We start from the raw sequence: 15,237 nt of genomic DNA on the forward strand, positions 1-15,237 counted from the left end.
GAACACCCGCCCACTTGACCGCAACCCCCATCCGCGCCGAATAATGGTGCCGCAAACGCGTCAATCCCGGCTGGGAGCGCCGGATTCATCGGCCGCCGTACCACGGCGGCCCCTGGTCTGTGTGTTCTATGGAGGGAAGTCCCATGCGTTTACCCATGCTGTCGTCGCGGGTACGAAAGCTGTTCGCGGCCGGCCTCACGCTGGCCTTGCTGAGCGGGTGCAGCGTCACCAGCTTCGAATCGCCGCCGAGCGGCACCCAGGTCGCCTGCGATCCGCGTCTGGTCGGGCAATGGCGCAGCCGTCAACTCGACGACACCGACCGGATCAGCATCCTGCCGAAGGATTGCGGATTGATCGACCGCAACACCGGCGAGTGCCCTTCCGACCTGATCGGCTACCGCTTTACGTATCTGCCCGATGCCACTGGCGGGTACATCGTCGCGACCGACGCCACGCTGGCGACTCAACCTGCCACCTGCCAGGGCATGCATAGGGAAGACTCCGATGACGACAGCGATTCGCATCGGGGTCGTTACATGCTCCTGCGCTATGTCGTCACCCCGGATCGGATCGCGATCCACAGCGTCGATACGCTGCGAATGGCGAGGCTGATCGCCGCGGGCACGGTCCCCGGCACCGTCAAGAACACCGACAACCACGCCGAACACCCCGACATCACCTCGGTCAAGCAACTCGACGCCGCGCTGCGCGAAACCAAGGCGAAGTACGACGAGCCGCAGATCGACGCATCGGTGAAAGGCAGCAGCCCGCAGATCGATGCGCTGCTGGCTTCGCGCAAGGATCTGTTCTTCGCCAAGCCGGGCATCGTCCTGCGCCGCGACGGCAAAGCCGCGACAAAACCCTCGCCCCGCTCGAACCGCTGACACGGCTCACCGGACGGGCGTGCGCGGATCGCAACGATTCGCGCAACGCCGCGATCCCATCGGCGATCGCGATGCGGCTTGAATGCGCGTCGCCCGTCGCCATCCATTCGCAGAGATTCCCACCATGCCGGCGCACTTCCATTCCACCGTCTGGCGCGCACTGGCCGCGGCCATCGCCCTGTCCGTCTCGCTGGCCGGTTGCCTGATCGTCGAAAACCCGCCGTCGGCGGGCCTGCCCTGCGACCGCGCCCTGGTCGGCGACTGGGGCCTGATCGAGGGCGAGGCCATCCTCGACTCATCCGGCCGCGCCGCGGACGATGACTTCACCGACGACGACGAACGCCGTCTGCGCATCGATGCCCAATGCCGCGCCCACCTGCCGGCCAAGTACGAGCCGCGTCAGGTCCAACTCGGCGTGTACAAGGCCAACGGCCATCGCTACCTGGCGCTGCCCCTGGCCGACGTGGCGGTGCTTCTGACCGGCAAGAAGGGCGCGCAGGAAGTGGCCAGCGACGCTCTCAGGGCGAAGTATCCGCACACCGTAAGCCTGATGCGTTATGAGACCGAGCCCGGGTTCGTGACCCTTGACCTGGGCAATCCCGATCAGCTCAGGCAAGTGGTCGCCGAGCGCAACGCCCGCAACGGCCTCTCCGGCCCGGACGCACCCGACTTCCTGACCGGCGAGCGCCGCGCGATCGCCAGGCAGCTGCGTGAACATCCGCAGCTGTTCGAGGCGCCCGATCGCAGTACCCTTTATCGTTTCAAGCGTATACCCCCCGCCGCGCACTGAGAGGCCGCCATGACCCCGCCCGATCCGTGCTTCCGCGCCGCCGCTCGCCCCGCCGGGGCCGCGCCGACTGGCCGCCGCCGCGGCTGGACGAACGCGGTGATCGCCGCGGCCGTCCTCGCCGGCCTCGGCGGCTGCGTCGCCTTCGAACACTCGCCGGTCGAATCGCCGACCTGCGACCCCGACCTGCCCGGCACCTGGAACCTCAAGGCCCAGGGCGTCGCCAAGACCCTGCGCATCGACGCGCGCTGCCACACCGAAGACTGGCCGGGCCTGCACGAGCATCCCACGGCGCTGGATCTGACCGGCTTCAGCCTGGGCCGCGACCGCTACATCGTGCTGTCGCCGGCCGACGCCCAGCGCGCGATCGGCGCGCAGGGCGAATCGCTGGTCAAGGCCGCGCCGCCCGGCTCGGTATTCGTGATCCTGTACCGTGTCGAAAACGGCCGGGCCAGTGCCTGGCTGCCCGATTCGCAACGCGTGCTGGCCGCGATCGCCACCGGCGAACTCAACGGGCGCAAACTCGACGAGAAATTCCCCCTGGTGCAGGGCTCGGCCCAGGCCATCCGCGATACCCTCTCGCAACGCGGCGCCCTGCTGTACAACACCGAAGCGAACAAGGCGATGGTGCTCGAACGCGTCCTCGCCCCGGCCTCAAAGGATTCCCCATGACCCAACCCGTTTCCGTACGCATCGTCGAAGTCGGTCCGCGCGACGGACTGCAGAACGAGAAATCGCAGATCGCCACCGCCGACAAGATCGCCCTGATCGATCGCCTGTCGGCCACCGGCCTGCGCAGCATCGAAGCGACCAGTTTCGTCAGCCCCAAGTGGGTGCCGCAACTGGCCGACGCGGCCGAAGTGTTCACCGGCATCCATCGCCGCGCCGGCGTGCATTACCCGGTGCTGGTGCCCAACGAACAAGGCTACGAACGCGCGCGCGCCGTCGGGGTGGAGGAAATCGCGGTGTTCACCGCGGCCTCGGAAGCGTTCAACCTCAAGAACATCAACGCCAGCATCGACGAATCGCTGCAGCGCTTCGCGCCGGTGATGGCGCGAGCCAAGGCCGACGGCGTGGCGGTGCGCGGCTATGTCTCCACCGTGCTCGGCTGCCCGTATCAGGGCGAAGTGCCGGTCAGCGACGTGGTGCGCGTGGCCAAGGCCCTGCACGCGATGGGCTGCTACGAAATCTCCCTGGGCGACACCATCGGCGTCGGCACGCCGGGCAAGGCGCGGGCGATGTTCAAGGCGGTCGCCGCGGAAGTGCCGCTACAGGCGCTGGCGGTGCATTTCCACGACACCTACGGCCAGGCCTTGTCGAACATCCTGGCCTGCCTGGAAGAAGGCGTGGCGGTGGTCGATTCGGCCGTGTCCGGCACCGGCGGCTGTCCTTACGCCAAGGGCGCCAGCGGCAACGTCGCCAGCGAGGACGTGGTCTACATGCTGCACGGCCTGGGCATCGAGACCGGCGTGAATCTCGACGCCCTCGCCGACACCGGTCGCTGGCTGGCCGGGCTGCTGGGCCGCGAGACCGGCAGCAAGGTCGGCAAGGCGCTGGCGGCGGCGTGAATTCCGACGCGCCCGCCGACGGTCCTCCCGCATCGCCCGCCGCGCAGGCGGCGACGACGGCGGACACCATCGCGGCGCTGCAACGCGCGCTGCAAGATCCGTCCCTGCCCGCGCCGCTGCGCGCGACTTTGGACGACGCGCTCGCCGCGCTGCAGCGCGAACCGGCCTCGCTGCACCGCGCCGCGTTCGATGCGATTCCCGACCTGGTCACCGTGCTGGAAGAAGACGGCACCGTGGTCGAGATCAACCGCCACGGCATGGGCGCGCACCGCCGTCTGCGCGAAGAGATCATCGGCCAGCCGATCCACGTGCTCAATCCGGAACTGCCGCGCGATCACATGGCGCCGGTGTGGGAAAGCCTGAACCGCGGCGAGAGCTACATCATCGAGGTCACCAACAAGCGCGGCGACGGCACCCGCTTCCCGGTCGAAGTGCATTCGGCCAGTTTCGAATTCGAAGGCAAGCGGCGCATCATCGCGGTCGCCCGCGACCTGAGCAATCGCGCCGAGACCGAGCTGCGTTTCCGCGAACTGGTCGAGACCATCGACCGCGGCGTGATCGTGCAGGACAAGGCGCTGCGCATCATCTACGCCAACAGCGCGGCGATGCGCCTGCTGTCGCTGCACAACGGCCAGAGCATCGCCGACGAACTGCGCAGCGGCCACTGGTTGGTGGTCGATGAGCGCGGCCGCGAACTCAAGCCCGAGCACTACCCCTCGCAACTCGCCCTGACCACCGGACGCATCGTCGAAAGCACCCTGCTCGGCCTGTACCACCGCGACCGCCGCGAGCTGATCTGGCTGTCGGTGACCGCGGTCCCGCATTTCCCGCCCGGCGGCGACCGCCCACATCAGGTGTTCGCGCTGTTCTCCAACGTCACCGAGCTCAAGCGCGACAGCGCCCTGTTCGACCGCGCCCAGGCCCTGGCCCACATCGGCGGCTGGGAATGGGACGCCGGCCGCGACCTGCTGTATCTGACCCAGGAGGCCGAACGCATCCTCGGCCGCGAGAGCACGCCGACGCGGATCGAAGAACTGCTCGAATGCCTGCAGCCTCTGGATCGACATCGCTTGCGCAACGCGCTCGAACGCACTCTCGCCGGCGGCCGCGGCATCGACCTGGAACTGCAGGGCCTGCGTCCCGACGGCAGCGGCTTCTGGGTGCGCGCGATCGCCGACGCCGGCGTCGGCGACGTGGTGCGGCAGGTGCTGACCGGAACCTTCCAGGACATCACCGAACGCAAGCACGAAGAAGAACACCTGCGCATCCAGGCGCGCAGCGATCCCTTGACCGGCCTGCTCAACCGCGACGCGGTGCAGGCCGAACTCGAACGCCGCCTGGACACGTTTCCGCATTCGCCGCTGGCGGTGCTGTACATCGATCTGGACCGCTTCAAGGTGGTCAACGACGTGCTCGGCCATGCCGCCGGCGATCGCCTGCTGGCTTCGGCCGCGCGCCGCATCCGCCACGCGGTCGGCGATCAGGCCCAGATCGCGCGCTTCGGCGGCGACGAATTCCTGGTGGTGTGCTCGCTCGACAGCGATCCGAACCGCGGCGAACGCCTGGCCGACGCGATCCTGGACATCTTCGGCGACAGCTTCCGCGTGGACGGGGAAGAATTCAGCATCACCGCCAGCATCGGCATCAGCCAGGCGCCGCTCGACGGCCGCACCGCGCAGCAGCTGATCCAGAGCGCCGACGTGGCCATGTACGACAGCAAGCGCCGCGGCCGCAACAGCTGGCAGGCGTTCACGCCGGAACTGGCCGAGCAGCAATTGCACCGCCTGCAGTTGGAAACCCATCTGCGCCGCGCCGTGCACAACGACGAATTCCATCTGGTCTATCAACCGCAGGTGGACCTCAACGACGGCCGCGTGATCGCGGTCGAAGCGCTGATCCGCTGGCGCAACCGCTCGCTCGGCGAGATGCGCCCGGACCGTTTCATCGATCACGCCGAAACCACCGGCGACATCGTCGGCATCGGCGGCTGGGTGCTGCACGAAGCCTGCCGGCAGTTGCGGCAATGGCGCGACGACGGCCTGAAGATCGAACGCGTCGCGGTCAACGTTTCCTATCGCCAATTCCTCGGCGACGATCTTGCCAGCAACGTCGCCGCCGCGCTGGCCGAATACGGCCTCACCGGCACCGCGCTGGAACTGGAATTCACCGAACGGGTGCTGATCGAAGACGCGCCCGACACCGTGCGCACCTTCGCGCGATTGCGCGAGTTGGGCGTGAGCCTGTCGATCGACGATTTCGGCGAAGGCTACAGCGCGCTCAACTACCTGCGCCGCCTGCCGATCCACGGCCTCAAGCTCAGCCAATTGTTCGTGCAGGGCGTGCCGGACAATCAGTCCGACGTCGCGGTGTGTCAGGCGGTGACCGGCATCGCCCGCAGCCTGGGCCTGGGACTGGTCGCCGAGGGCGTGGAGACCGAACGCCAGCGCGCGTTCCTGCGCGAGCTGGGCGTGGCCATCGGCCAGGGCTTCCTGTTCGCGCCGGGCCTGATGCCCGACGATCTGCGCGACTACTGCCGGGCGCAGCAGCCGAATTGAGCGCGCGCACACTGATGGCTTCGTGCGCTTCTCGCCAAGCGCCATGATCGCGACAGCGGACAATGGAGTGACCGAATGACTCAGCAACAACCGCCCGCTCTGGCCGCGTCGATGCCGTCGTCCAAATCGTGGATCATCCCGTTCGCACTCGCGCTGGCTTTCTGGTGCGCGGCCTTGACCTTCTACTACCTGGCGAACCGCAGCAATTGCTTCGCCGCGCTACTGCTGCTGATCGCCGGCGTGTTGCTGTTCTGCCTGCCCGCGGCGATCTGCGCGATCGTCTCGATCTATCGCCGGCCGCTGACGATCCTGGGCCTGGCCTTGAGCGGCGCGGCGCTCGCGGCCGCGGCTCAGTATCTGGTCTCGGCCATCGACAAGTGCTATTGCGGCTGCGGCTATCCGGGATAAAGCGCGATCGTCGAACAACGCCCGCCGCTCATTCGTCCGGAAGATGCCGCCGGCCCGGATCGCAGTGATTCAAGGTCAGCATGCGCGCGATGCGTTCTTCCGCATAACGGCGGTCTTCCGGATTCAGGCCCTCGACGATCGGCTCGACCAAGGCCTTGAACTGCGGCCAGAACTGCGCCTCGCTGCGCAGGCTCGCGCGCCAGTGCGGCAGCATCCGCTCCAGGCGGGCGAGCTCGATGTCCAGTTGCAGGCGCGAGCTCATCGCGGCGCTCCCGGCCATTCCACCTCGACCCGGTGCAGGTTGCCGTCGTCGATCAGCGCGAAGCTGAGCCCGTCCTGCGCGACCTCGTCCAGACTCAGGCGACCGCCGCCCTGCCCGCCTTCGGTCGGCGATTGCCGCACGCGGATCTGATAGCGCGTATCGCCGAAACGATAGTGCAACTGGTACTCCGGCCAATCGGCCGGAATGCACGGCGCGATGCGCATGCGGTCGCCCTCGCGATGCAGGCCCAGCAGGGATTCGGTAAGCAGTCGGTACATCCAGCCGGCCGAACCGGTGTACCAGGTCCAGCCGCCGCGGCCCACGTGCGGCGCCACGCCGTAGACATCCGCGGCCAGCACGTAGGGCTCGACCTTGTAACGCGCGGCCGATTCCGCGTCGCTGCTGTGATGGATCGGATTGATCATCCGCGCCAGTTCCCAGGCGCGCGCGCCGTCGCCCAACTCGGCGAAGGCCATCGCCGCCCACACCGCCGCGTGGGTGTACTGGCCGCCGTTCTCGCGCACGCCGGGGACATAGCCGCGGATGTAACCGGGATCTTTCTCGGTGCGGTCGAACGGCGGATCGAGCAATTGGATCAGGCCCGCGTCGCGCCGCACCAGATGGCGGTCGAGCGAGTCCATCGCCTGCCGCGCGCGCGCCGGATCGGCCACGCCCGACAGCACCGACCAGCTTTGCGAGATCGAATCGATCCGGCATTCGTCGCTTTCGTGCGAACCCAGCGGCGTGCCGTCGTCGAACCACGCGCGCCGGTACCACTCGCCGTCCCAGGCCTGGGCTTGCAGGTTCTCGCGCAGCTGTTGCGCCGATTGCGCGCAATAGTCGGCGAAGGCCTCGTCGCCGCGCGCCCGCGCGATCGGGCCGAAGCGGTTCAAGGCATCGAACAGGAAGAAGCCCAGCCAAACGCTTTCGCCGCGGCCGGCCTCGCCGACCCGGTTCATGCCGTCGTTCCAGTCGCCGCTGCCGATCAAGGGCAGCCCGCGCTCGCCCAGCAACTGCGCGCCGCGCTGCAACGCCAGCACGCAGTGATCGTAGAACGGTTGCCGGCGATCGCTGCTCCACAGGCGATCGTAATAGGATTCCTCATCGGCATTGAGCGGGCGGCCTTCGACGAAGCTGACCGGTTCGTCGAGCACGCTCACATCGCCGGTGACCTGCAGATAACGGCACGCCGCCACCGGAAGCCACAGGAAATCGTCCGAACAGCGCGTGCGCACGCCGCGATTCAAGGGCGGATGCCACCAGTGCATCGCATCGCCCTGCGGGAACTGATGCGCCGCGCTCAGCAGCAGATGCTCGCGGCTCAGCGCCGGCATCGCATGCACCGTGGCCATGGTGTCCTGCAATTGATCGCGGAAGCCGAACGCGCCGCCGGATTGGTAGTAACCGCTGCGCGCCACGTAGCGGCAGGCCAGCGCCTGATACGGCAGCCAACCGTTGACCAATGCGTCGACACCGGGCTCCGGCGTCTCGACGCGGATCGCGCTCAAGGTGCGGGTCCAGTGCATGCGCACCGCGTCGAGCGCATCGTGCGCGGTCGCCAGGCCCTTGCTGCGTTGCGCCAGTTGCGCCGCGCCGCCGGCATCGTCGGCGGCGCCGAGGCGGAACACGATTTCCATGCTCTCCTGCGACGCCAGCGCCACCGGCACCTGGATCGCCGCGCACGGGTCCATGCCGACGCCCAGGCGCCCGGACAAACGCTGATTGAGCAACGCCGCCGGATGGCCCAGATCGCCGTTGCGGCCGATGAATTCGCCGCGGTCGGCGGTGAAGCTGCAACCGTCGGCATCGGTATCGAAGAACGCCACGCGGCCTTCGAACTCGGTGTTGTACGGATTGCGCGCGGTCAGGGCGCCGCTGGCCGGATCGACTTCGCTGACCACGTGCATCTGCGAACGGCTGCGGATGTCGCCCAGCACCCATTCGACATACCCCACCGCCGACAAGCGCCGCGCGCGGCCGGAGCGATTGCGCAGGCGCAGCACCGAATACTTCACCGCATCTTCAAGACCGACATAGACCCACAGCTCGCTGGCGATGCCGTCTTCGACATGCTCGTAGACGCTGTAACCGAAGCCGTGGCGGGTGCGGTAGGCGCCGCGTCCGCGGCACGGCAGCGGCATCGGCGACCATACCCGGCCGCTGTCTTCGTCGCGCAGATAGAACGCTTCGCCGCCGGTGTCGGCGACCGGATCGTTATGCCACGGCGTCAGCCGGTACTCGTGCGCGTTCTCGAACCAGGTGTAGCCCGGCGCGCTTTCGCTGACCACCGTGCCCAGGCGCGCGTTGGCCATCACGTTCGACCACGGCGCCGGCGTCGGCGCGCCCTCTCTCAGCACGATCACGTACTCGCGCGCGTCGGCGGCGAAGGCGCCGGTGCCGTTGTCGAAATTCACCGCCTCGGCCACGGCCTCGAACGGCCAGGTGTCGTCGTCGCCGGGTTGCGGCGGCGGCAGGCCGAGCAACGGCGACGCCTCGATCGATACCGGCGCAGAAACGGCCGCCGGTTCGGCCAGCAACGGCGCGCCGTCGGGCCACAGCAAGGCCTGCGCGCGTTCGGGCGGCGTGTGCCGGCTCACCTGCGCGGCCAGGGTGCCGCGTCGATCGCTGATGATCACCCGCGCCACCGACTGCAACAAAATGCGGTCTTCCTGCGACATCTGCTGGATCGGCCGCACGAAGATGCCGCCGGGGCGATCGAGCACGCTGCCTTCCGGCCCGGCCGACACCAACCCCAGAATCTGCTCCTGCAACTGCTGGCGATAGCCGCTTTGCTCTTCGTTCCAGATCACCAGATCGACGTTGAGCCCTTTCAGGCGCCAGTAGGCGTGCGCCTGCACCATCTGCCGCACCAGCTCGATGTTGGCGGACTCGGCGATCTGCAGCAGCACGATCGGGAAATCGCCCGAGATCGAATGCCCCCACAGCCCCGACTGGCCGCGCCGGTTCTGCAACAGCACCGCCTGCTCGGCGCGCAGGTACGGATGCGCGTACACCATCGAGCCGGCCAGGCGTTCGTACAATTGCGCATCGGCCTGCGAGGCGTTGATCTGGCGGCGCACGACCTGGCTGTGGGTCCAGGCCAGATCGAATACGCGATCGGCCAGGCGCCGGTCGCGATAGCGGTCGATCAGCGTGGCGCAGCCGGCGCGATCGCCGCCGACGCCGGTGACCATGTCGATGATCGCGGTCTGGTCCGGCGCCAGCACGATCCGGGTGCGGATCGCGACGATCGGATCGAGCACCGACCCGGCCGAATCCGACAGCTTGTCGTCGCCGGTCATCGCCCGCGGCGTGCGCGGCGTATTGCCGCGGCCGAGGAAGCGGGCGCGATCGGTCTCGTAGGAAATCTGGCTGATGTCGGCATCGTGCACGGCCACCAGATGGAACATCCACGGCGGAATCTCATCGCTTGAGCGCGGACGGCGCGTGCACAGCAGCGCCTGCTTGTCGCGTTCGATCCGGGTCTGCACGAACAGATTGCTGAAGGCCGGATGCAGTTCGTCGGACAAGGCCGAGGCCAGCACCACTTCGGCGTAGGTGGTGATCTCGATGGTGCGCGTGCGGCGCGAGCGATTGCTCACGCGCAGGCGTCGCAGCTCGATGTCGTCCTCGGCCGAGATCGCGATCTCCAGATGCGTCTCGTAGCGGTGCTTGCGCCCGCGGAACTCGGCCTTGGCGTCGGAGAAGATCGCCTCGTAATGCTCCATCGGCACGCAGGTCGGTTGATGCGTGGCCGACCAGAACTCGCCGCTGTCGACATCGCGCAGATAACAGAACGCGCCCCAATGATCGCGGGTGGCGTCTTCGCGCCAACGCGTCACGGCCATGTCGCCCAATCGGCTGTAGCCGCCGCCGGCGCTGCTCAACAGGCCGTGATAGCGGCCGTTGGACAACAGTTGCACCGCCGGTCGCGCGGTGGCCGGATTGCGGAACACCCGCAACTGCGTTTCGGTGGCCGGCGGCGGCGCGCGGCCGCCGCTGGCTTCGGCCTCGTGCGGATGGAACACGCCGGTGCGCGGAATGCGTTCTTGCAGCAGCAACAAGGTCGCCTGGAATTCAGCGTCGGCGACGAAGCGCTTCTGCATCGGCTGATCGCGCAGCAGGTAATCCAGCGACAGCAGGCCCATGCCCTGGTGATGGGCCATGAACGAGCGCACCACCGCGTGGGTCTGGCCGCGCGGCACTCGCGCCGGGGTGTAGTCGATCGCCTCGTACAGGCCGAATTCGCCGGCGAAACCCAGTTCGGTCAGGCGTTGCAGGTTCTGGCACGCGGCTTCGGGCATCACCATCAGCGCCATCGTGCTGGCGTAGGGCGCGATCACCAGATCCTGGCCGAGCCCGCGCTTGAGCCCCAGCCCCGGCACGCCGAACGCGCGGTACTGGTAGTTCATGCGCGTGTCGACGGTGTTGTAGCCGGATTCGGAAATGCCCCAGGGCACGTCGCGTTGCCGGCCGTAATGAATCTGCGCCAGCACCGCGTGCTGCGAGGTCTGATCCAGCAAGGTGTCGGGATAGCTCGGCATCACCAACTGCGGCATCAGGTACTCGAACATCGAGCCGCTCCACGACAGCAAGGTCGCGCCGCTGTCGATCTCGGTCAGCAGCCGGCCCAGCGAGAACCAGGTCTCCTGCGGCAACTGGCCCTGGGCGATGGCGACGAAGCTGCACAGGCGCGCTTCGGAAGCCAGCAGATCGTAGAAGCCGGCGTCCAGACGGCGTTCTTCCACGTTGTAGCCGATCGAAAGCAGATGGCGGGCGCGGTCGTAGAGGAACTCGTATTCCATCAACGACAGCTGGCCGGCGATATGCGCCAAGCGTTCCAGCTCGTGAACGCGCCGGCGCGCGCGGTCGCGAAGGCCCTCGTCGTCGTCGGGGCGCTTGGCCAGATCGCGCAGGCTGGGCATGGTTGCGGAAGCGCGCGACTGCGCCGGCAGGAATTCCTCGAACTCCTGCAGCGCGCCGCGACAGGTTTCGCTCAGAGCGCGCGGCCAGCGCGGCGCGGCATCCGCGTCGGCGCCGTCCGCGACCGGCCAGGCCGATTCGATCGCTTGCGCCAACCGCGACAGTTCCGCCAGACAGCGCTCGATCTCGCGCGGCGCTTGCGGCGGTGCCGACAAGATCGCGTCGATCTGCTCGCGGAACGCCGCCACCGCCTGGCTCTGCGCGACGGTCTTCACCGGCGCGCGCGCGTCGCGCAGATTCTCCTCGAGCACGCCGCAGGTATCGGCCAGCCCCTGGAACAGCGTCGGCGTGATCAGCGGCTCGTCGGCCAGCGCCAGCAGGCCCTGGCGCAAGGTCAACAGATGCGCGGCCAGATTGCCGCTGTCCACCGAGGAGATGTAGCGCGGCGGCAACGGCAGCAAGGTCGCGGTGTCGTACCAATTGTAGAAATGGCCGCGATGGCGCGGCAAGCTCTCCAGGGTGGCCAGGGCCAGACGGGTGCGTTCGATCAGCGCGCCGGCCTGCACATAGCCCAGGTCGTAAGCGCTCAGATTGGCGAGCAGCGACAGGCCGATATTGGTCGGCGAGGTGCGCCGCGCCACCACCGGCGTCGGGTGTTCCTGGAAATTATCCGGCGGCAGCCAGTGATCCTCCTCGCGGATATGCACCTCGAAGAACGCCCAGGTGCGCCGCGCCAACCGGCCGAGGAAACGCAATTGCGTGTGCGACAGACCCGCGCGCCGCTGCTTGGGCGGCCGTCCCAGCCACGCCATCAGGCCCGGCGCGATCAACCACGACGCCAACAAGGGCGCGGCGATCCACAGCGAAGCCGGCTGCACGCGCGCCAGCATCACCGCCACCGCGACGGCGAACACCGGCGCGAACCACATGTCGCGCAGCTCCGCGCCGACGCGATCGCCGAGACTGCGCTCGACCTCGCTGGACGGATTCCATTGCAGCAGGCGGCGATGGCTGACCGTCATCCGCCACAAGGTGCGGGCGATCGCGCCGAGACTGAAGAAGGCTTCGAACGGCAGGCATGCCAAGGTCACCCAGGCGCGCTGCAACTCGCGCGCCAGCGAACTTCCGACCTGTACCAGATGAGTTTCCAGCGCCATGTCCACCGGCCGCCGGGTCAGTTCCCAGCCGGCCAGCACCAGCATCGGCGCAAGCCATAGCGCCAGCAGCCACAAGGTCCAGGCCAGCGGCTGCGGCAGGGTCGCCCAGCCCCACACCAGCAGCGCCAGCGCCGCCGGCGCCACCAGACTGCGGCGCAGATTGTCCAGCAGCTTGCCGCGCGACAGCCACGACAGCGGATTGCGCTCGAAGCCGCCGTGCATGCGCGGCACCCACGGCAGCAGCCACGGCAACAACTGCCAGTCGCCGCGGATCCAGCGATAGCGGCGCTTGACGTCGGCGGCGTAGCGCGAGGGATAGTCCTCGAACAGGCGCACGTCGCTGATCAAGCCGGCGCGCGCGTAACAACCTTCCAGCAAGTCGTGACTGAGCACGCGGTTGTCGGGCAGGCGGTCGGCCAGCGCGTGCTCGAACGCGTCCACGTCGTAGATGCCCTTGCCGACGAAGGAGCCTTCCGCGAACAGGTCCTGGTAAACGTCGGACACGGTGCGGGTGTAGGGATCGATGCCGGCCTCGCTGCCGAACATGCGCGCGTAGCGCGAGCCGCGCCGCTCGCTCATGCCGCTGCCGACGCTGGGCTGCAGGATGCCGTAGCCGCGGGTGACGCGCTTGCGGCGTTCGTCGAAGCGCGCCTGGTTCAGCGGATGCGCCAGGGTAGCGATGAACTCGCGCGCGGCATCGCGCGGCAAGCGCGTGTCGGTGTCCAGGGTGATGACGTAGCGCACGTTGGCCAGCGCGTCGGTGTTGCCGGTGACCTGCGAGAACGCCTCGTGCGAGCCGCCGCGCAACAACCGATTGAGCGCGGCCAGCTTGCCGCGCTTGCGTTCCAGGCCCATCCATTTGCGTTCCTGCGCGTTCCAAACGCGCGGGCGATGGAACAGGAAGAACAGATCGCCGCGCTCGCCGGCATAGCGGCCGTTGAGGCGTTCGATCTGCCGCGCCGCATGCGCCACCCGCGCGTCGTCGCCGGGCAGCGTCTGCTGATCGGCGTCGAGAAAATCCGTCAGCAAGGCGAAATGCAGGTAGGGGTCGCGATTGGCCAGGAAACGCACCTCCAGGCCCTCGACCAACCGGTCGATCGCGTCGACATCGCCGAGCATGGTCGGCACCACCACCAGGCTGCGCGCGTTCGAAGGCAATCCCTTGGAATAATCCAGGCGCGGCAGCGGCTTGGGCGCGATCAGCACGGTCGCCAGCCAGTTGACCAGATGGATGCCCAGCTCGCTGAACGCCAGGAACGCCAGCGCCGCGAGCGACACCTGCGCGGCCGCGCTCAAGGATTCGCCGCGCACCTGCCACAGCAGGCCGCAGGCGCAGCCGGTCGCCACCATCGCGATCGGCAGCAGATACGCCAGCAACGGCACCCGCCGCCGGCTCAGGCCCACCGGCGTGCGCGCGCGGCCGGAGTCGGCCAGCGCGCTCTTGATGCGCTCGGCGCCGTCGTCGATCAGGTAATAGCCCACGTGCGCCTTGCTGCCGCGCGCCTCGCCGGCTTCGCGCGCCAGATTCAGCACGACGCGGGCAACGTCCACCTCATCGGCGCCGCTACGGCGCGCGAGCTTCTCCACCACGTGCCGGTACATGTCGCGGGTGTTGAAATCCATCAGCGCGTAAACGCCGAGCGGATCTTCGCGCAGGGTCTGATCGACCAGGCTCATGGTCTCGACGAATTCGCGCCAATCCATATTCGCCAGGAAACGCAGGCTGCCGATGCTGTTGCTGATCGACACCTGATCGGAGGCCTGCTGCTGGCTTTCGGCGCGCACCAGTTCTTCCACGCTGCGGCCGCTGTCGGTCAGCCACTGGTCGATCCAGCTGATCGGCATCGCCAGCGCGGCGCTACGGCCTTGCAATCCGCGCACCAGCTCGGCGACGAACGCGCCGGTCATCGGCGGATTCGAACGCGCCATGTCGGCCACGATCAACACCACGTCCTTTGGGTTCTGGTCGGCGGTTTCGTTGAGCGCGTGAGACCATTCCGCGGCGCGGCGATGATCCAGGCCGTCGCGCATCACCCGCACCGCCATGCGCCGCAGATTCTCGATCAGCGCCAGACGCAGCATGATCGGGATCGCCCACAGTTCGCCCAGTTTCAGCGGCGTCACCGATTGATACGCGGCGGCGAAGCGGGTCATGGTTTCGGCGTCGATGCGGCCGTCGCCGTGCGCGATCGCTTCCATCGCCAGATCGTAGACGCGCGGCAGGCCGGCCGAGGCGCCTTCGCTCAGGGTCGGCAGTTCGCGGCTGTAGCCCTTGGGCAGATGGCGGCGCGCGGTGCGGATCTGCTCTTCGATCAGATAATAGTTATCGAGCAACCACTCGCCCGCCGGCGTGATGCGCACCTCGTCCTGCACCATCTGGGTGAGCAAGGTGCTGGCGTCGTCGAGAACGCCTTCGTTGTCCTTGAGCCGCGCCAGCAGCAGGTTCGAGCCCGCCGCGGCCTGCACGCGATGCGCCTGCGCCAGCGACTTGCCGTGCAGTTCCATCTGCTCGGCGCTGAGCAGCCGCGATCGCAGCGGCTCCTCGGCCAGCCACGGCCTGCCCTTCGCCCTTCGGCCCCATCGCCACAAGCGACGGTGCAGCCGCAACCATTGACTCAGCATTCTCCAGACATGCGCCATACGCTTTCCAAGAGATCGGCCGTCAGGACGGGCCCGACTTGAACCATTCGACG

The 15,237-nt window shown here is 68.0% G+C and carries 8 protein-coding genes; 6 read left to right on the forward strand and 2 right to left on the reverse strand.

Annotated elements, in window-relative coordinates; all coding sequences use genetic code 11:
- Positions 1-143: 143 nt before the first annotated feature.
- The 6 genes from J7J50_RS17715 to J7J50_RS17740 all read left to right on the forward strand — a co-directional run bounded on the left by J7J50_RS17715 (position 144) and on the right by J7J50_RS17740 (position 6,202).
- The gene (locus J7J50_RS17715) at positions 144-884 is read left to right on the forward strand and encodes a hypothetical protein (protein WP_215057705.1); all 741 of its coding nucleotides are present in this window, start codon (positions 144-146) and stop codon (positions 882-884) included.
- An 82-nt stretch (positions 885-966) separates the two neighbouring features.
- Complete coding sequence (locus J7J50_RS17720) at positions 967-1,674, forward strand: hypothetical protein (protein WP_215057706.1); 708 nt, start codon at positions 967-969, stop codon at positions 1,672-1,674.
- Positions 1,675-1,683: 9 nt separating this feature from the next.
- Entirely contained in the window at positions 1,684-2,343 is a 660-nt protein-coding gene (locus tag J7J50_RS17725) for a hypothetical protein (RefSeq protein WP_215057707.1), read from the forward strand.
- Positions 2,340-3,239 (forward strand): hydroxymethylglutaryl-CoA lyase, encoded by a 900-nt coding sequence (locus tag J7J50_RS17730; RefSeq protein WP_215057708.1) that lies wholly within the window; start codon positions 2,340-2,342, stop codon positions 3,237-3,239. The genes J7J50_RS17725 and J7J50_RS17730 overlap by 4 nt, the downstream gene beginning before the upstream one ends.
- Positions 3,236-5,794, forward strand: coding sequence for an EAL domain-containing protein (locus tag J7J50_RS17735; protein WP_215057709.1), 2,559 nt, complete (start codon positions 3,236-3,238; stop codon positions 5,792-5,794). The genes J7J50_RS17730 and J7J50_RS17735 overlap by 4 nt, the downstream gene beginning before the upstream one ends.
- A 75-nt stretch (positions 5,795-5,869) precedes the next feature.
- Complete coding sequence (locus tag J7J50_RS17740; RefSeq protein ID WP_215057710.1) at positions 5,870-6,202, forward strand: hypothetical protein; 333 nt, start codon at positions 5,870-5,872, stop codon at positions 6,200-6,202.
- A gap of 28 nt (positions 6,203-6,230) precedes the next feature.
- Here the strand turns inward: J7J50_RS17740 and J7J50_RS17745 are convergent, their stop codons facing one another.
- The gene (locus J7J50_RS17745; RefSeq protein ID WP_251044441.1) at positions 6,231-6,464 is read right to left on the reverse strand and encodes a hypothetical protein; all 234 of its coding nucleotides are present in this window, start codon (positions 6,462-6,464) and stop codon (positions 6,231-6,233) included.
- Positions 6,461-15,049: a glucoamylase family protein gene (locus J7J50_RS17750; protein WP_215057744.1), complete on the reverse strand. Its 8,589-nt coding sequence runs from the start codon at positions 15,047-15,049 to the stop codon at positions 6,461-6,463. The genes J7J50_RS17745 and J7J50_RS17750 overlap by 4 nt, the downstream gene beginning before the upstream one ends.
- Between the last annotated feature and the right edge of the window lie 188 nt (positions 15,050-15,237).

It is taken from the genome of Lysobacter sp. ISL-50 (genome assembly GCF_018612875.1).
Lineage (GTDB): Bacteria > Pseudomonadota > Gammaproteobacteria > Xanthomonadales > Xanthomonadaceae > Lysobacter.